9 protein-coding genes and 1 pseudogene are annotated in these 19,142 nt (G+C 40.4%); 6 read left to right on the top strand and 4 right to left on the bottom strand.

All coding sequences use genetic code 11. The annotated features are described in order from the left end of the window. Positions 1-306: 306 nt before the first annotated feature. From V7K15_RS14395 to V7K15_RS14385, 3 genes are all read left to right on the top strand, one after another. Positions 307-1,278, top strand: coding sequence for a CobW family GTP-binding protein (locus tag V7K15_RS14395; RefSeq protein ID WP_334906164.1), 972 nt, complete (start codon positions 307-309; stop codon positions 1,276-1,278). Positions 1,279-1,366: 88 nt separating this feature from the next. Beyond that, the gene (locus tag V7K15_RS14390) at positions 1,367-2,428 is read left to right on the top strand and encodes a WD40 repeat domain-containing protein (RefSeq protein WP_334906163.1); all 1,062 of its coding nucleotides are present in this window, start codon (positions 1,367-1,369) and stop codon (positions 2,426-2,428) included. Between the two features lie 526 nt (positions 2,429-2,954). Continuing rightward, positions 2,955-4,559 (top strand): NAD(P)H-quinone oxidoreductase subunit N, encoded by a 1,605-nt coding sequence (locus V7K15_RS14385; protein ID WP_334906162.1) that lies wholly within the window; start codon positions 2,955-2,957, stop codon positions 4,557-4,559. A 357-nt stretch (positions 4,560-4,916) separates the two neighbouring features. Here V7K15_RS14385 and V7K15_RS14380 read toward each other — a convergent pair. Together V7K15_RS14380 and V7K15_RS14375 are read right to left on the bottom strand one after the other, a co-directional pair. Beyond that, positions 4,917-5,420: pseudogene (locus V7K15_RS14380) on the bottom strand (sensor histidine kinase); the annotation flags it as partial. 34 nt (positions 5,421-5,454) lie between these two features. Continuing rightward, on the bottom strand, positions 5,455-6,774 hold the full coding sequence (locus V7K15_RS14375) for a hybrid sensor histidine kinase/response regulator (protein WP_334906161.1): 1,320 nt from the start codon (positions 6,772-6,774) through the stop codon (positions 5,455-5,457). A gap of 652 nt (positions 6,775-7,426) precedes the next feature. Here V7K15_RS14375 and V7K15_RS14370 point away from each other — a divergent pair. Both V7K15_RS14370 and V7K15_RS14365 read left to right on the top strand, forming a co-directional pair. Next, on the top strand, positions 7,427-8,389 hold the full coding sequence (locus V7K15_RS14370) for a terpene synthase family protein (protein WP_334906250.1): 963 nt from the start codon (positions 7,427-7,429) through the stop codon (positions 8,387-8,389). Between the two features lie 309 nt (positions 8,390-8,698). Beyond that, positions 8,699-10,090, top strand: coding sequence for a cytochrome P450 (locus V7K15_RS14365; protein ID WP_334906160.1), 1,392 nt, complete (start codon positions 8,699-8,701; stop codon positions 10,088-10,090). 556 nt (positions 10,091-10,646) lie between these two features. On the opposite strand, the gene V7K15_RS14360 is transcribed toward V7K15_RS14365, so the two are convergent. Both V7K15_RS14360 and V7K15_RS14355 read right to left on the bottom strand, forming a co-directional pair. Beyond that, a complete protein-coding gene (locus V7K15_RS14360) occupies positions 10,647-16,322 on the bottom strand; it encodes an ATP-binding sensor histidine kinase (protein WP_334906159.1) in 5,676 nt (1,891 codons plus the stop codon). Between the two features lie 747 nt (positions 16,323-17,069). Continuing rightward, a complete protein-coding gene (locus V7K15_RS14355) occupies positions 17,070-17,741 on the bottom strand; it encodes a response regulator (RefSeq protein WP_334906158.1) in 672 nt (223 codons plus the stop codon). A gap of 325 nt (positions 17,742-18,066) precedes the next feature. Between V7K15_RS14355 and lipA the strand changes: the two genes are divergently transcribed. Continuing rightward, complete coding sequence (lipA, locus tag V7K15_RS14350) at positions 18,067-18,987, top strand: lipoyl synthase (protein WP_334906157.1); 921 nt, start codon at positions 18,067-18,069, stop codon at positions 18,985-18,987. Positions 18,988-19,142 lie beyond the last annotated feature (155 nt).

Here is a 19,142-nt window from a genome sequence, read left to right as displayed (position 1 = left end):
GTTGAATTAACTGTATTTTTCTATACAATAATGATTATTATTGCCTCAGTGGTATTGTCAAGGTACTAACCTGTGGGAAGTCGCAGGGTAAGTCAGCTTATCTTATATGCAATATTCCTACCAGCTATGCCAACCTGCAAATATCTATTACTTATTACAGATGCATAAAAATAAAATGTTTAGTTATTAAATTATGTAATTATTTTGCTGAAACCCAAAATAGTAGCAAGTGCGCACAAAAATATAAAAAGATTTATCATAGGCGATAATGATTATCCAAAAGGTGAGACAAGAGGCATTTAGAGTATGGTGGCTGATGTAATTAACAATTTAGTTCCCGTTACTGTTCTTACAGGCTATTTGGGAGCAGGTAAAACGACTCTACTCAATCACATCCTCACCTATGAACACGGCAAAAAAGTTGCTGTGATTGTCAATGAATTTGGGGAAGTGGGTATTGATAATCAATTAATTATCGATGCAGATGAAGAAATATTTGAGATGAACAATGGCTGTATCTGTTGTACAGTGCGCGGCGATTTAATTCGGATCATTGGGAATTTGATGAAGCGGCGCGATAAATTTGACCATATAGTAATTGAAACAACTGGATTAGCCGATCCTGCACCAGTGATTCAGACATTTTTTGTTGATGAAGATTTGCAAAGTCAACTGTCTCTAGATGCTGTGGTAACAGTTGTAGATGCCAAGCATATTTGGCAGCATTGGGATGCAGATGAAGCCCAAGAACAGATTGCCTTTGCCGATGTAATTTTACTTAATAAAACAGATTTAGTAGCGCCAGAAGAGTTGGATGAATTAGAAAAACGGATTCGGGCGATGAATGCGATCGCAAAAATCTACCGTACCCAGAATTCTGAACTAGGAATAGATGCTTTATTAGGTGTAAAAGCCTTTGATTTAGACCGCGCATTAGAAATTGATCCAAATTTCTTAGGCGAAGATGCCCACGTACATGATGAAACTGTCTTTTCTGTGGCTTTAGTAGAAGCAGGTGCAATCGATGGAGAAAAATTAAACACTTGGATTTCCGAGTTACTACGTACCCAAGGGCCAGATATCTTTCGGATGAAAGGCATTTTAAATATTGCTGGAGAAGAAAATCGATTTGTATTCCAAGGAGTACACATGATATTTGATGGCAAACCCGATCGCCCCTGGAAACCAAGCGAAACCCCCAAAAACGAACTGGTATTCATCGGTCGCAACCTTGATGCAGCCCAACTCAAGCAAGATTTTCTCGCCTGTTTAGCATAAAACAAGCTGTTCCTGAGCAGAGGGGCAGAGGGAAAATAACTTTCTTCCCAATCCCCAATGCTCAATGCCCAATGCCCTCTTTACAAATATGAACTCCACAACCAGCAAATCTAAGGAATTTGAACAACACTATTCGGGGACACTTTCAGATTATGTAACTGCGATCGCTTGGTCGCCACAAGGTAAAACTTTAGCAGCAACTTCCGCCGCCGGTGAAGTAGTTCTGTGGAATAATGGCGAACTCACAACTTTGCAAACTGGTAACGGTAAATCAGTAGACTGTGTTGCCTTTTCGCCAGATGGGAAATTTTTAGCCGTTGGCGGACAAGATGGACAAGTTAAAATTTGGCGCGACACTCAATTAATCGCCATTTTGTCAAATGCTCCCGCATGGGTTGATAAGCTAGCTTGGAATTACACTAGTAACCAACTGGCTTTTAGCTTGGGGCGTTACGTCCAAGTCTGGGATGCAGATTCTCATGAAATTGTCGTGACACTGAATTTCGACAACTCTTCAGTATTGGGCATAGATTGGCGCATTGATGGACAGTATTTAGCTATTAGTGGTTATAAGGGAGTCAAGATTTGGTATAGTCAAAATTGGGATGAAGACCCATACATCTTAGATATGACTACTGTCAGTTTAGCCATGGCTTGGTCGCCCGATGGCAAATTCCTGGCGTCTGGCAACATGGATCGCAGTGTCACCGTTTTAGAATGGAACAACCCCGATCCTTGGGTGATGCGTGGTTTCCCTGGTAAAATTCGCCAATTGGCATGGTCAGAAGCTATTACCAAAGTAGGTGCGCCAATACTGGCATCTTCTAGCGTTGAAGGTATTGTGGTGTGGGAAAAGCTAGAGGATGATTCTTTAGGTTGGGAAGCGCGAGTTTTAACTAATCATGTGGGTGTGATCAATGCGATCGCCTTTGCACCCAAAAGCTTCCTTCTGGCTTCTGCTGCTGCTGATGGCTGGTTATGTTTGTGGAACAAAGCCAAGGAAGTATCCCAAATTATCACAGGTGTCTCAGGAGGATTTTCTAGCCTAGCTTGGCATCCCCAAGGCAAGTTACTGGCCGCAGGCGGCGATCAGGGCGAATTAGTTGTATGGTCAAAGGTTTTACGGGGTCAAGGATTTGGGCAAAGTTAAAATAATTCGTAATCCGTAATTCGTAATTAAAGACTGTTACATAAAAGTTAAGGGATAAGAATTAAATAACATAAGTAGTAAGACAAAATTAATTACACAAATTTTGACCTGAAACCCTTATCCAGGGTAAGAACTAATGTGTAAATATTTCTGTCCGATTACTTACAATTTATGTCTCTGGCTTACCTCACCCTCAATCCCTCTCCTTTATAAGGAGAGGGAAGCTAGAGATAGGATGAAGTTTTGCATTTTATTTAATCCATGTTCCTAAAAGGGCGGTTAGAAACCTCGTCTACACGAGGCTTTACCCACCGACCTGGGTAAAAAAAGCTTAATTTTTTCTTAGTCCGCGGAGGCGGACGAAAGTTTGCGTAGCCGCGAATGACCTTTGCCCTGGCTTTTTGGCGATCGCCATCTATACCCAAGCTGTTAAGCTCTTGTTCAAAAAGCTAGTCCCGGAATTAGAAAACTTGCTAGAGTGAACAGAGTTAGCCTTAATGTCTAATCGCCAAAACCTATACATCTCATGGATTTTGCTAATATTGCATCCCAGTTAAACGCTGGAACGATTTTGCCAGAGGGGATTGTTATTCTCACCCTCTTGGGGGTTTTGATTGTTGATTTGATTTTGGGGCGTACATCCGCACGCTGGATTGGATATCTAGCGATCGCAGGTTTATTTGCTTCGATTGTCGCCCTATATTTTCAATGGGACTCTCCTAATCCCATCGCTTTTACCGGTAGCTTTAACGGTGACGACCTGAGTATCGTCTTTCGCGGGATTATTGCCTTATCTGCGATCGCCACTATACTGATGTCAATTCGCTACGTTGAGCAGAGTGGCACCCCTTTAGCCGAATTCATCGCTATTTTGCTGAGTGCTACTTTAGGAGGAATGTTTTTATCCGGGGCTAGTGAGTTGGTGATGATTTTCATCTCCCTAGAAACCCTGAGTATATCCTCTTACCTGTTGACAGGTTATACCAAGCGTGACCCACGCTCCAACGAAGCATCGCTGAAATACTTGTTAATTGGAGCTTCCAGCACGGCAATATTTTTGTACGGTGTATCACTGCTGTATGGATTATCTGGAGGACAAACTGAATTAAGTGCGATCGCTAATGGCATTGCCACAGCTAAAGTCGGACAATCTTTAGGTTTAGTGATTGCCCTGGTTTTTGCGATCGCCGGTATTGGGTTCAAAATCTCTGCTGCACCCTTCCATCAGTGGACACCAGACGTTTACGAAGGCGCTCCCACCCCAGTAATCGCCTTTTTATCTGTCGGTTCCAAAGCAGCTGGGTTTGCCCTAGCCATCCGCTTACTGACAACAGCCTTCCCCCTTGTTGCTGACGAGTGGAGATTTGTCTTCACTGCTCTGGCCGTTCTCAGCATGATCTTGGGTAACGTAGTCGCCCTAGCCCAAACCAGCATGAAACGGATGCTAGCTTATTCATCCATTGCCCAAGCTGGCTTTGTGATGATTGGCTTGATTGCTAGTACACAGGCAGGGTATGCCAGTATGATATTTTATCTAATGGTTTACCTGTTCATGAATCTGTGCGGTTTTACCTGCATCATTCTGTTCTCACTGCGGACGGGAACCGACCAGATTTCGGAATACTCTGGCTTATATCAAAAAGACCCACTCCTAACACTAGGATTGAGTATTTCCCTGCTTTCCTTGGGTGGAATTCCACCATTTGCTGGGTTTTTCGGCAAGATTTACTTATTCTGGGCTGGTTGGCAAGCAGGACTTTATTGGTTAGTCTTGCTGGGCTTAGTTACCAGCGTCGTCTCCATCTACTACTACATTCGCGTAGTTAAGATGATGGTAGTCAAAGAACCCCATGAAATGTCCGACGCGGTAAAGAATTATCCTCAAGTGCGTTGGGATTTGCCTGGGCTGAGACCTTTACAGGTCGGGTTGGTGGTAACATTAATTGCCACTACCATAGCAGGGGTTTTGTCAAATCCACTGTTTACATTGGCGAACAATTCCATCTCCAATACCCCCATTTTGCAAGCCACACTCAACAGTGATGTAAAAGCACAAAATCTACTGCTTTTGCCAAAGTTAGATTCGGTTAGTCAGTCTCAACCCTCAGTTGATTCTACTGCGAAGATTTAATAATCCGAGTCTCAACCAAACTTTATACTCGAAGACACGCCTGTTTGCTAATAAGCAGACAGGCGTTTGTAATATCTTTTAACTTAAAATCAAATTTAAACCCAAAATCACTCTAAAGTAACTGCTTACTCTCTTTCTTCACAGAATTTGATGCTTGCTTTTGTTTCTCATGAATGGTATCAGTCATCACAAATTCTGAATTTTGTCGTTGCGACAGTCCCCAATTTGGCAAAGTCTCTTTTAGCTTACGTTCCCGTAAAATTAATTAAATTAGCCCTAACTACAAACCTTTAATTATTCACGCCCACTTACTTATTTTTCATAATATTAATTTGAATAATTTGGATATTTGCCACCTCAAGAAATTGGAATGGTAATTATAAAGTTAGAACCTTCTCTTAACACAGAATTTACTTTTAGGGTTCCTCGATGTTTTTGGACAATTATTTGATAGGCAATTGATAATCCTAATCCTGTTCCTTTTCCCACAGGTTTGGTTGTGAATAAATGCCCAAACATTTTTTGCTGAACATCAGCCGATATTCCCACACCATTATCTTGAATCTGAATCAATGCGTGATTTGTATCTTCAATTAGGGCAGTATGAATTGTAATTTGATTAGCATTTGCCTTAATTTCATCAAAACTTAGTCCAGAGTTAGACTCGTCTAAAGCATCAATGGCATTTGCCAATAGATTCATAAATACCTGATTAAGTTGTCCTGGAAAGCATTCTACTAGACGAAATTAGCCGTAATCTTTAACTACTTCAATAACAGGACGAATCTTATTAGCTTTCAAGCGGTGCTTGAGAATGAGCAGAGTATTGTTAATACCTTCATGAAGGTTAAAGAGAACTTTTTGTTATGTTGATGAACACGACTTGCTATGATTCTTAAATGGGAAGCTTGATAATAAACTCTGAACCTTGTCCTAGTGCTGAATTTACCTCCAGAGTTCCTCCATGTTTTTCGACAACAATTTGATGGGTAATTGATAATCCTAATCCTGTGCCTTGACCCACAGCCTTGGTGGTGAATAAATAGTCAAAGATTTTTTGCTGGATATCAAGAGACATTCCCACGCCATTATCTTTAATCCGAATCAAGATATGATTTTTATCTTTAGTAAGAGTAGTTTGAATCAAAACTTGATTGGGATTTGCTTCAATTTCAGTATAGGTGCGTCCGGCATTAGACTCCTCTAAAGCATCAATCGCATTAGCTAACAAATTCATAAATACCTGATTTAGTTGTCCAATAAAGCATTCTAATTCTGGCAAATTATCGTAATCTCTAATTACTTGAATATCGGGTCGATGCTCGGATGCTTTTAAGCGGTGTTTGAGGATCATGATTGTGCTATCAATGCCATCATGAATGTTGCAATAAACTTTGCGATCGCTATCTGATCGAGAAAAGGTTCTCAGACTGGTACTAATGTTGCGAATGCGCTGAACGCCCTCTTGCATTGAGGAAATTAAGTTAGGTAGATCGGAAAGCATATACTTCAAATCTATCGCTGCAATTTGCTCTTGAATTTCTGGAACCGGATTAGGATAGTGCTGCTGATAGAGATCAATCAGCTTAATCATGTCTTGGAAATATACTGAAGCGTGTCCGAGATTGCCATGAATGAAACCAACAGGATTATTAATTTCATGAGCAACTCCTGCTACTAATTGACCAAGGGCAGACATTTTTTCTGTCTGTACAAGCTGAAGTTGAGACTCTTGTAGGTCTTTTAATGCCCTCGACAAGGCTGCTGTCCTTTCTGCAACTCGTTTTTCTAGAGTTTTTGTGAGATTTCGTAATTGAAGATGGGTTTTAATTCTAGCTAATAATTCTTCTTCATGAACGGGTTTAGTGATATAATCAACCGCACCTATACTTAGGCCTTTTACTTTACTAACCGGATCAGAATTTGCTGTCATAAAAATTACGGGAATATCACAAGTAGCTGAATTTTCTTTTAGCCTTTTACAGGTTTCAAATCCATCTATTCCCGGCATCATTACATCTAGCAAAATCAAATCAGGTAGTCTAGATTCAGCCTGCTTAACTGCCCTTTGTCCATCATTTTCGGTAATAACTTCAAAGCCGACATTAGTTAATACCTCAAAGACAAACTCTAAATTTGTATTAGTATCATCCACTACTAAAATTAAACTATCTTCGGGTATATAAAGCATTTTTATATCTGGCTTGTAATTCATGTATTTAAATTAATTTTACTCCTTGTTAGTTGTTGACTATTGCCTTGCGATCGCAGTTAAGTCACCTCTATTTTATTGGTAGACTGACTGACTTTATTTCTAGTCTGACAATCCTATAGTTCCCAAAAACTCTGACAACAGCAACATTCTCACAATAAATTGCCCTCTATAACCACGAGTGCGATGGCTACAGGATGGAAATTAACCACCAATCTTCACTTTCACTAAAGTTTAACATCCTCTTTCTGAAGGCGATCGCTCTGAAATTAGTCATTATTACCCTTGTCTTTTTATAAAATTAGCGCTAACTAGAACAATCTTGTTGATACCGTAATTTAAATTTTTCAGTTCGTCAACAGCATTTATGATGAACATACACAGAGGTAGCTATTTTTATTAAAAACACATAATTCAACATAATTACGGTTATTCTTTTATTAAAAAATATTGAACAATAGTTAGATAGATTTGAAAATACTCATATACGTTTACATACTACTGATAGTGGTGTAAATCCTATTTACACACAATTCAGAAAATATGGTATTATTGTGAATTTTTCAAAAACTTTTGTCAAAGACTCTTAAAAAATCTATTGTCTTTGTTCTACTGTAATTAATTTTTTGTGGTACTTGAAACTAATACATTTTTTATGCAACAATTACTTTCCCCTAATTTATACTGTCCATTTCCATCCCAGATAAATAAGCATATTAATGTTCTAGAAGAATATGCTTTGGAATGGGTAACTCGTTTTAACTTACTGGCAAATGAATCAACTTATAAGGATTTTTGCAAGTCAAAATTTTTTTTATTAGCTGCATCTGCCTATCCTTACAGCAATCTTGAGGAACTGAAGATTGCACATGACTGGCTAAGTTGGGTGTTTATTTGGGATGATCAATGTGATCTATCAGAGTTAAAAAAGCAACCTGAAATAATAAAGGTTTGTCACCAAAGATTTTTAGAAATATTGAACGGTGCAGTACTTACAAGCCAGGATACACTGTTCAGTCATGCATTAGCTGACTTACGACAACGAACTCTTCAAAGAGCTAGCATAAAATGGTTTAAGTACTTCATCAGCTACTTGGAAGACTACTTCTGTGGGTGCGTTCAGGAAGCAACCAACCGCGCCAAGGGAATTGTACCTGATGTAGACACTTATATTATGATACGTAGGTCAAGTGTAGGTGTCTATGCTGTTCTCGCATTAGCTGAATTTTGTAATCAGTTCATGATTCCCGATGTTTTAAGAAATCACTATCTTGTGAAAAAACTGGAATTAATTACAACTGACATTATTGCGTGGTCTAATGATATCTTCTCCGCATCCAGAGAAATAGCTAGTGGTGATGTTCACAATTTAATATTTGTCTTACATTATCACAAGCAAATTTCTCTAGAAGAAGCAACAAAACAAGTCACAGATCTCCACGATCAAGAAGTACGTTCCTTATTGACCTTAGAATCATTTCTCCCATCTTTTGGAGAAGAATTAGATGTTGATGTCGCAAAATATATATCAAGTATGCATAGTTGGATTCGTGGTAATCTCGATTGGTATTCCCACTCTTCTCGCTATCAGAATTCAGAAAGGCTGGAGCTAAAATAATTCAAATAATCAAATCATACTCTAGATTTAAACCCCGTCCATTATGCAATGCCGAATTTTCAGGAAAGTATGTTATTTGGTCGGGGCTTGAGTTCTGAGCTTTACGCTAATTCCAAAAAACTAGGTTTTTCAAGGTAGATGCGGTTTATCTATAAGCCAAAGTTACTTCAGCAGTGAACGTGGAATACTAACCTAAGATGTATTCAAGTTGTACGCAATGAATTTTGAATCTATGACATTAAGTAATTTAGATAGCAAGAATTAATGATTATCAGATTAGCCCACCACAATTTAAAAGTAAAAAATTAGATGCAACTACCTAATCTTCTCAAAACCCCCTCTTTACTACAAAAGCTTCAGTGGGTTAGTGACCCTATAGGCTATATGGAAAATGCAGCCCAGCAATATCCTGATATTTTTACTGGTAATATCATCGGTTTTGGTGACACAGTAGTGTTTGTAAACCATCCCCAAGCAATCGAGGAAATTTTAACTAATGATAGAAAAAAGTTTACAGCCGTCGGCAAACTCAACGAAATTTTGCAGCCGCTTTTGGGTAATTATTCAGTCCTGCTCCTGGAGGGCAATGCCCACAAACGCCAACGACAACTGGTGATACCCTCTTTTCATGGAGAGCGGATGCAAGCCTATGGTCAGCTAATCTGTAATGCGTCTGAAAAACTCTTTAGTCAGTTACCATTAAACAAGCCCTTTTTCGCTCGTAATCTAACAGAGGAGGTATCTCTGCAAGTCATTTCACAGGCTATCTTTGGCTTGTATGAGGAAGAAAAAATTCAAAAACTTAGACAACTATTACCGTTACTGTTAAACCTTTTTGAGTCACCTTTGACTTCTAGTTTATTCTTTTTCCCATTCTTGCAACAGGATTTAGGAGCTTGGAGTCCTTGGGGGAAGTTCCTGCGCGATCGAGAGCAAATTGATCAATTCCTCTACACTGAAATTGCCGAGTGTCAGCAAAAACCTGATCCAGAACGCATCGATATTCTTTCTTTGCTGATATCATCTCGGGATGAAGCGGGCCAACCGATGACGGATCAGGAGTTGCACGATCAGTTAATAACCCTAATACTTGCCGGTTATGATACTACGGCATCAGCAATGTCTTGGGGATTTTACTGGATTCACCAAAAGCCTCTAGTGCGGGAAAAACTGCTCCAAGAACTAGACACTCTGGGTGATTCCCCAGATCCGATGAGCATTTACCAACTGCCATATCTCACAGCTGTCTGTAATGAGACCTTGCGAATTTACCCCGTTACAATGTTTTCATTTCCCAGGGTAGTGCAAGAATCCGTTGAATTATTGGGACATCCTTTAGAGCCAGGAACGGTACTGCTTCCCAGTATTTATCTCACTCATCACCGAGAGGATTTATATCCCCAGCCTAAGGAATTTAAACCAGAACGCTTTATTGAACGTCAATTTTCTCCCTATGAATTCCTGCCCTTTGGCGGTGGTGTCCGTCGTTGTATTGGCCAAGCTTTGGCTCAATTTGAAATAAAGCTAGTATTCGCAACCGTTTTATCACGCTATGACTTGGCACTAGTTGATCAGCAGCCAGAGAAACCTCAGCGTCGAGGTTTTAACCTTTCGCCTTCCACTGGAATCAAGATGGTAATTACAGGACGGCGTGCGCGTCAAAAGTCTTTAGTTAATATGACAACTACATCCGTATCCTAGTAGCTTGTCAGAGTTATTTTGATCAGTCTTAGAAATCACCCAGTTTTTGTGACAAACTGGGTTTTTAGAATTGTAGGTTGGGTAGAACGGAGCAAAACTCGACAAACTTCCAAATGTCAGGTTTCGCTCTACTTAACCCAACTTCGTATTTTACAAAGAAGTATTATACCGTTTCATAATAATGATACAAATACGTTGTTAGGGGCACAGCATTACTTATGCGTGTCAACTCAACCCTTGGCGAATGGAATTCGCGGCTACACAAACAAAGTCCACCTCCGTGGACTAATACAAAATCAAGGATTCTTAACCCACGGAGGTGGTCACTGAGCTTGCGTTGCCCTGAGCTTTGTCGTACCACTTCTCTACGAGACGCTCCGCGAACGTGGAAGCAAGCTACGCGCAGCGAGCGTCTCGTAGAGAAGGGTCGAAGTGTGGGTAAAGCCTCGTGTAGACGCGGTTTCTAACCGCTTAAGTTGACACCAATGAGCATTACTGTGCCCCTACGAGAAATCTATATGTATCAGAGTTTGTGTGAAATGATATTATTATTAGTCTAAATATCTGACTGTTGCATCGGGATCTCAATCACCAACTCAGTCCCCTTTCCTAATGTGGAATCACAGGTTAAACTACCCTTGTGTTTGTCCACAATAATCTGATAGCTAATCGACAACCCCAACCCCGTGCCAGTTCCTACCGACTTGGTGGTAAAAAATGGGTCAAAGATTTTCTGCTGCACCGCTTTTGTCATACCAGAACCGTTATCGGCAATCCGAATTATCGCCGTATTAGAATCTGTTAGTTCAGTAAAGATGTGAATTTGTCCTACCCGATGAGAAGCCTCTGACACGTCTATGTCCTTTATTATTTGTTCTTTGTCATTTACCAATGATGGATCACCAATGACAAAGGACTCTTCTAAAGCATCGATCGCATTACTCAGGATATTCATAAACACCTGATTTAGTTGACCAGGGTAACAAATAACTTCCGGTAATTTCCCGTATTCTTTGATGACTTCAATTTGCAGAAAACTGCTCTTTTCTTTAATTCGGTGTTGTAAAATCATTAAAGTATTGTCTATTCCCTCATGAACATCTACAGGCTTCATCTCGGATTCATCTAGGCGAGAAAAGTTGCGTAACCCCAAAACAATATTTCGGATACGCAAACTCCCCACTTTCATTGAATCTAGAATCTTTGGCAAGTCTTCTATTAGAAAATCTAGGTCAATCTCCTCAGCTTTCTTGTCAATTAAATGCGAAGGACGCGGATATTCCTGCTGATAAACGACTACCAAATCTAGCAAGTCTTGGACATACTCAGTAGCATGATTAATATTGCCATGAATAAAGTTAATCGGGTTATTTATTTCATGTGCAATTCCCGCCACCATTTCTCCCAAGGAAGACATTTTTTCACTTTGGATCAATTGCATTTGGGTACGTTGCAATTCCTCTAGAGCTTGTTGTAAACAGTGATTTTTGTCGTTAAGTTCCTGCGTTCTTTTCTGGACTTTTTCCTCTAGGGTATGGTTGTATTCCTCCAAGCTTTCTTTAGCTTGTGCTAAATTTTTGTAGAGGATAGCATTCTCTAGGGATATTGCTGCTTGAGTGGTGAGGAGTTTGAGGACTTCTACGCGATCGCGTGTAAATGCTCCCGTCGTCAGATAATTTTCTAGGTAGAGAATCCCAATCAATTTACCTTGATTAATAATAGGTGTAGACAACAAACTTTTGGGTTCTTCACTGATAATATAGCTATCACCTGCTAGAAAAGAAACAGCCATTGCATCATCAATAACCAAAATTTCTCTGGAGCGTTTAACGTAGTTAATCAAAGTAATGGGAACATCGGAGCTTGACTCTAGGGAAGTTGATGGAAACTCAGTGTGGGTATGCTCAAAATTTGAATTTGAACAAATAGCAGTGACAGTTAATGCTAAGTTATCACCTTCGCTTAAAATCAAAGCGCATTTAGAAGCTCCTGCATTCTCCATCACAACTTTCATTAAAGTAGAAAGTAGTCGTTCAAGCTCGATTTCGCCAGATAGTGCTTGAGATGCTTTAATGAATGCGGCTAAATCCAGAGAATCAGAAATACTTGTCTTCGAGCCAATAACAGTTTGTTGATTACTCAAGGTAGATAAAGATGATATAGATGTGTTATTGAAAGTAGTGCTTTCCTGGCTGGAATGGATACTCAGTTTTTCTTGCTGGAATATAGGAGCGAGCAATTGAGGATAGCGTTTTGCCAAATCATCAACTTTGGCTAACGCTCCCCAGCGAATATAGCTATAGTAAGCATCTGTTAGGTAGATTTGAGCAATCTTATGTTTACCCCATTTTAGATAGAATTTGGCGGTAAGTTCTTGAGCGAGGGCTTCTTCATTAATATACTCATGTTCTTTGGCGAGGGAGATAGCGCGATCATACGATTCGATTGCTTCAAGATATTGACCACAAATCCGATACTGTTCAGCCTCTATAAGATAATATTTGTGTAAATAATTCATCGGAGCATGATGTGCCCAATGCTCCATTTTTTGCTGATTCGCTTGAACCTTATTCAGAATGCACTTTTGCTCAGAATCAGATGCATCAGAGTATACAGCCAGTCGTGCTAGTGAATCATACAAATAGAAACGAGGAGTCACTTGCTGTCCTATTCCACCTTGTAAATACTTTTCTGCTAAATTAGCATTTTCCAAGGCTGAAGGATATTCCTCAAATAGGTAACAAAGATGTAATTTACTTACATATAAATAGAAAATTCCCATGACATCATTGGCATCAAGGTAAAGCGGCAGCATTTTTTCTTCGTCGTAAGCTTCACCAATTAAATAACAGGGATTTGCTACATTTCCTAGCAAGTTCAAGACACTCTGTTGATGGATAGTAATCCAGTTCAATACTGTTTCTTGGTTAATTTGTCTGATGACATTGCTGTAAGTTGCTATCTCACGTTCTAGCCCTGTAAGTTCTTTACCAATAAAATATGAAGAGTAGGAATAAGAGTGGAGATAATAAGCTGCATATTCTAAATCTCCTATTTCTAGTCCAGCATAGTAACCTTCCAGTAAAGGTTTTAATACTTCCCTACTATGTTCCTTCCAATGCCGAATAGTTGTGTTGAATCCCAGCGTAATTTTAGCTTGAACATCTTTAGCATTCAGCTTATCCACTAGATTAGCAGCAAGTTTGCCAAATTGATAACCAGACTCAATATCTTCTACTAAACTGCTAAGTATTAACCCGTAATTACTATAGCCAAAGGCAGATAAGGGAGCATTGCCGTATTTGAGCGATAATTCGATTTGTTTCAGAACAATTAGCGGAAAAAGTTTAGGAGCAACTGCATAGGTAATAGAGATTGCAGTTGATAGTATACGCATTATTGCCAGAGGTTGGCCTTCTATCATCTCCGGCAGATTAATTAAGTCCTCAATGGGCTTCCCGTTGAGATTTGATGTTAATTCTGTCATTGCTAACTGAATATCAGACTGGCTTGGATGTTCAGGAAACTCCACTCCCAAAAGTTTCAAAAAGGTTAGGGCGGTATTTACAGCCGCCAGTGCTTGATTCTGCGCCCCATAAGCCTGAATTTTGACTTCATAAACTTTTACTTTTTCCAGTAGTGTTTCATGTCCCAACGCCACCTCTACTAATTGTTCCATCTGTTCAAAGTTGCCAGTTAGATATGCTGCCTCTATCGCAGTCTCATATAAAGCCAGAGTGAGATGATGTTTCGTCTCCCAGCTATCATCTGCCAGCAGTTGGATGCCAATACTTGAATACTTAACCGCAGATGGATAACCTGTTGATGCTAAAGCTTTACGTCCAGCAATTAGATTCATCTGGGCTAGTTCATCTCGTTTAGCTTGAGAGGAGATGAATTCCACTGCAACATTAAACTGATTGACAAGCTCAAAAATCTTTTCTTCCTGTTCTGCAACTGGAATATTGTTTAATAACAGTAGCCCAATTTTTAAGTGAATTAGCTTTTTCTGTTCTTCAGGAATTAAAGAATAAGCAGCTTGTTGTACTCGATCATGTACGAATTTATATTTAGGTTGCTGAAAATTAGAACTTGAAAATTGTGTAGATTCTATTCCATGAATGATTAACTCTTGATTAGTATTATCTTTTGAAAAGATGTTGTAATTTTCAGTCTGTGGTAAAACTAGCCCATCAAGTAATGCTTGCCATAAGTCTGATGCTGTATCTACTATAGATTTTTCATTGACGATCGCCAGAGTTGTTAAGTCAAATTGATTCCCAATACAGGCAGCCAGTTTCAGAACTTTTTGGGTAGATATTGGCAATTTATCTATTTGCAGTCCGATAAATTCTACCACATCATTTGTGAGAGCTAATTCTTTAACTTTTGAAATATCATACTGCCAATGACCAATATCAAAGTTTAATAAAATTAGCCCATCAGCGTGTAAAGACTTAAGAAATTGGACGGAAAAGAAGGGGTTGCCTTTAGTTTTGGCAAACACCATCTGAGTGAGAGGAACAGCAAGTACTTCAGGGCAATGAAGGGTATCAGCAATTAGATGATTTAAATCACCCTGATTTAAGGGTGCAAGGGTGATCGTATTAATGACTGCTTTTGCTTTTTTAATCTCTTGTAGTGTCAAATAAAGCGGATGTGCCTTGGAAACCTCATTATCTCGATACGAACCAACTAACAATAAACCACCCTTACTTTCACGCATCTGTTCTGTCTCTCCTGAAAGAGAAGACAAGGTGCTTTCACACATTAATAATTGAATCAATTTCAAAGATGCCGTATCTGCCCATTGCAAGTCATCGACAAAGATAACTAGGGGATGTTCTTTGGTCGTGAAGATTTGGATGAATTTTTGAAACAATAAATTAAACCGATTTTGGGCAGCAGCGCCAGAGAGTTCTGTAACCGGAGGTTGTTTGCCAATAATTTGTTCGAGTTCAGGAATTACATCAATAATCACCTGAGTTTGTGTACCCAATTCCCAGAGAATTTTGGCTTTCCATTGTTGAATTTGGGTATCAGTTTCTGAGAGTAGTTGCCCAATTAAATCTCGAAAAGCTTGCACCAATCCTGACAAAGGAATGTCGCGTTGAAACTGGTCAAATTTTCCTTTGATGAAGTAACTACGCTGCCGCACAATAGGTTTATGGACTTCATTCACGACAGCAGTTTTCCCAATGCCAGAGAAACCCGCGACTAATATCATTTCTGTTGCCCCCTCTGTCACACGGTTAAAAGCAGCGAGTAGGGTTTCAACTTCACTTTGGCGACCATAGAGTTTTTCAGGGATTACGAAACGGTCTGAGATGTCCCTTACGGCTAGTTCAAAGGGTGCAATATTTCCTGTTTCTTGCCACTGGCTTTGGCACACCTCCAAGTCATGCTTTAACCCCAAAGCACTCTGATAGCGGTCTTCGGCATTTTTTGCCATCAGCTTGCTGATAATGTCAGACAAAATTGGCGGAATATTGGAATTTATCCGGCTGGCTTTTAGCGGTTGTTTGGCAATGTGAGAGTAAACTAACTCCATCGGATCTTTAGTGGTGAAGGGTAACTGTCCGGTGAGGAGTTGAAAGAAGGTAGCACCGAGGGAATAAAAATCAGTGCGGTAGTCGATGCCTCGGTTCATCCTTCCGGTTTGTTCTGGGGAAATGTAAGCCAGGGTGCCTTCTAAGATGTTGGGATTTGTGAGAAATGGAATTTCTCTTGGTAGGAGGGTGGCAATACTAAAGTCGATGAGTTTTATTTCATCTGTGGTAGGGTTTATTAGGATGTTGGCAGGCTTGATGTCTTTGTGAATGATGCGCTCACGATGCAGTCCTTCAAGGGTAGAAGCAATTTTAATAGCAATGGGGAAAAACTCATTCAGGGAAAGCCAGTTTTCCTCCTTCCCGTTGTCCTCTAGTCGCCAGTCTTGGAGGGAAATGCCGCCAAAATCTTCCATCACTAAGATGTAGCTGTTACGGTAGTTTTCTAAGCTATAGGTTTTGACTATGCCAGGAAGATCAAGATTCTTGATGATAATATATTGATTTCGGAACTGGGCGATTTCCGCGAACGTAGGATACTCATTCCGCATGAATTTGAGAACGACTGATTTTTGGTCTTGTTCTCGAATGCCCCGATAAACTAGGGTTTTACTGCCTAAGTAGATTTGCTCGGTAATGCGATAGCCAGGAAAGGTATATAATGTATCTAATACTACTAACATTGCGGACTATGCTCATAATTCTTGTTTCTATGGCTTAGTATTCCCGTGTGAAGACTATTAATATCATAAAATAGGATTTTTTTTGTTTAATTTGGATTTTAAAATATAATTTTTTAGTAAATATTTTTGCTTAGGACTTACACACAAGTCTAGGGAATAACGTAGACGCAAACGCGAGTGCGTCTGTCTGCGACACGCTGCGCGAACGTAGAGAAGCGGCTTGCCGCAGGCTACCACAGAGCTGCTTTCGATTTGTGGACTAGTTATCAAGCTTTGATGTAGATTTTGTATGTAGCAGACTAAATAACAAAAAAGCCTGCCGTTTTCCTTTGCTTAAGAGCAAAGAAAAACGGCACGTTTAGTGGTTCTAGGGCTGCTTTGCTAGACTAACAACTGAGTTCAACCCCTTCTTTTATAAATACGCTATGCGTAGCTTGCTTCACCGTAGAAGTATGGGGAATTTGAAATTCAAAATTCAAAAATTATAGAGGTGCAGATTATCGCTAGTAAAGTGTGGCAGAAGTTTGCCTACCTTTAACAAGAGGCTTAGAGCAACTTATTTGGTTAATTGAGATGGTAGCTGGATTTACGCAGTGCTGTGCTAGTTATTTTTTCCTGTTTTTGATGTTAACGATGATTTGTCAACATAAGTGTTTTTGAACTAACTATTTTTACCCGCTTTTAATCGGACACCCGTTATTAAAGACGGGGTATTTTCGGCTGCGATAATAATAATGAGTACAAATACTACTTAATTTTTTGTTTAATAAAAGTCACAACCTGAGTTAGTTGTTTCTTCAAGCCATCAATTTCTGCTTGCATTTTGACCATTTTCTCGTTCAACGCATTAATTTCGGCGTTGGAGGCTCCTCCGGCACTAGGAGTTGCGTTGCTTGCCGCCGTAGGCATCGCCGCATTTGCCGCACTAGGAGTTGGGTTGCTTGCCGCCGTAGGCATCGCCGCATTTGTAGTACCAGAGATTGTAATTGTGCTATTTTTGACAGCAGCCACTGATCCTACTGAGACTAGTTCTGGGCGTGGCAGTTTCGCCTTGGTCATAGCTAACTTAATTGCGCTAATTAGTTGCTTCTGATCAAAAGGCTTACCCAGAAATTCAAAATATTCAAATGGTTCTGTGATTTTCTCGGTCACTTCTTCCTTGCGACCAGACATCAGCACCAAAGGAATTTTCCTTAACTCTGGGTTGGCTTGAAGTTGCTGGAAAACCTCCCAGCCACTCATTTTGGGCAACAGGAAATCCAGCATAATTAGGCTGAGTTTTTCCTGAAGGATGAAATTTAGTCCTTCCAGACCGTCTTTTGCTTCCAGTACCTCAAAATTGCCCGGAGGCAACATTTCTCGTACTTTTACCCTGACAACTGTAGTGTCATCGATAACTAAAATTTTGTTGCTTGCCACGACTCTTTTCTCTAACAGAAACTTTAAGTGTAAATAGCGACTTTGCGGATTGTCTTTGAGAATTCTCCCACTATATACAAAATTTATCTAAATTGGGGGATAGTATATTTCGGTATAAATGACATTGCTAGAGGTATTTTACAAAACTTTTGCTGGCGCTCTTTTCAATTTGTGTCATGGTGATATTTAAGGCTTTAGCCTTGAACTAGGGCATAAGGGAGATGGTGACTTGATTAAAAGCGTTGCCGCTCCCTGCATCTATTCTTATCTATCATTTGTTAATTGACAGACCACTACTCTATATCCGTATCTTGCTTGGATGTCTATGATTTCGTCACAACAAGCCGAACTAAAGTCTGAAATTATGGCAATGCCTAGCTGGTTACGTCGCCCGATTGGCAAAGCCAGTGAAATCTCTACCGTACAACGGATTATTAAGCAGCGCCAAATTCACACAATTTGCGAAGAAGGGCGCTGTCCCAACCGGGGAGAGTGCTACGCCCAAAAAACTGCAACTTTCTTATTAATGGGGCCTACTTGCACACGCTCTTGTGCTTTCTGTCAAGTAGATAAAGGTCATGCACCAATGGCTCTTGATTTAGAGGAACCCGAAAAGGTAGCACAGGCGGTACAGCTTTTGGGATTGCGTTATGTAGTGCTAACTTCTGTAGCCCGTGATGACTTGCCGGATCAGGGTGCAGGGCACTTTGTGAAGACGATCGCATCTATCCGCCAGTTGAACCGAGAGACTCAAATTGAAGTGCTGACCCCAGATTTTTGGGGTGGTGCTGGTGTTGGAGAGTCAGGTCAACGCCAACGGATAGCCATGATTGTCAAAGCCAAACCAGCTTGTTTCAATCACAATATCGAGACAGTGCAACGATTAACTGGGCCAGTGCGCCGGGGAGCGAAGTACGATCGCTCGCTCTTGGTGCTGGCTATGGTCAAAGAAATTGATCCGACAATTCCCACCAAATCAGGTTTGATGCTGGGACACGGAGAAACACTTGATGAAATCGTTGAAGCAATGGCTGATCTAAGGGCTGTGGAGTGCGATCGCTTGACTATTGGGCAGTATATGCGCCCATCTTTAGAACATCTGCCAGTCCAAAAATATTGGACTCCAGAGGAATTTGAGCAACTCGGCAGTTTAGCATGGGAAATGGGATTCAACCATGTCCGTTCGGGGCCTCTGGTTCGGAGTTCTTATCATGCTGGAGAGGAGGGAGTGGGGAGTGGGGAGTAGGGAGTGGGGGATGAGGGAGATAAGGGAGACAAGGGAGACAAGGGGAATAACCCATGCCCAATGCCCAATGCCCAATGCCCAATGCCCAATGCCCAATGCCCAATGCCCAATGCCCAATGCCCAATGCCCAATGCCCAATGCCCAATGCCCAATGC

The organism is Nostoc sp., from assembly GCF_036919815.1.
Classification (GTDB): Bacteria; Cyanobacteriota; Cyanobacteriia; order Cyanobacteriales; family Nostocaceae; genus Nostoc.
This window is presented reverse-complemented; position numbering and strand designations above follow the sequence as displayed.

Bases quoted from the DNA above. Each gene is read 5' to 3' on its own strand.
- V7K15_RS14395 (WP_334906164.1), top strand. From the start codon at position 307: ATGGTGGCTGATGTAATTAACAATTTAGTTCCCGTTACTGTTCTTACA.
- V7K15_RS14390 (WP_334906163.1), top strand. From the start codon at position 1,367: ATGAACTCCACAACCAGCAAATCTAAGGAATTTGAACAACACTATTCG.
- V7K15_RS14385 (WP_334906162.1), top strand. From the start codon at position 2,955: ATGGATTTTGCTAATATTGCATCCCAGTTAAACGCTGGAACGATTTTG.
- V7K15_RS14375 (WP_334906161.1), bottom strand. From the start codon at position 6,774: ATGAATTACAAGCCAGATATAAAAATGCTTTATATACCCGAAGATAGT.
- V7K15_RS14370 (WP_334906250.1), top strand. From the start codon at position 7,427: ATGCAACAATTACTTTCCCCTAATTTATACTGTCCATTTCCATCCCAG.
- V7K15_RS14365 (WP_334906160.1), top strand. From the start codon at position 8,699: ATGCAACTACCTAATCTTCTCAAAACCCCCTCTTTACTACAAAAGCTT.
- V7K15_RS14360 (WP_334906159.1), bottom strand. From the start codon at position 16,322: ATGTTAGTAGTATTAGATACATTATATACCTTTCCTGGCTATCGCATT.
- lipA (WP_334906157.1), top strand. From the start codon at position 18,067: ATGATTTCGTCACAACAAGCCGAACTAAAGTCTGAAATTATGGCAATG.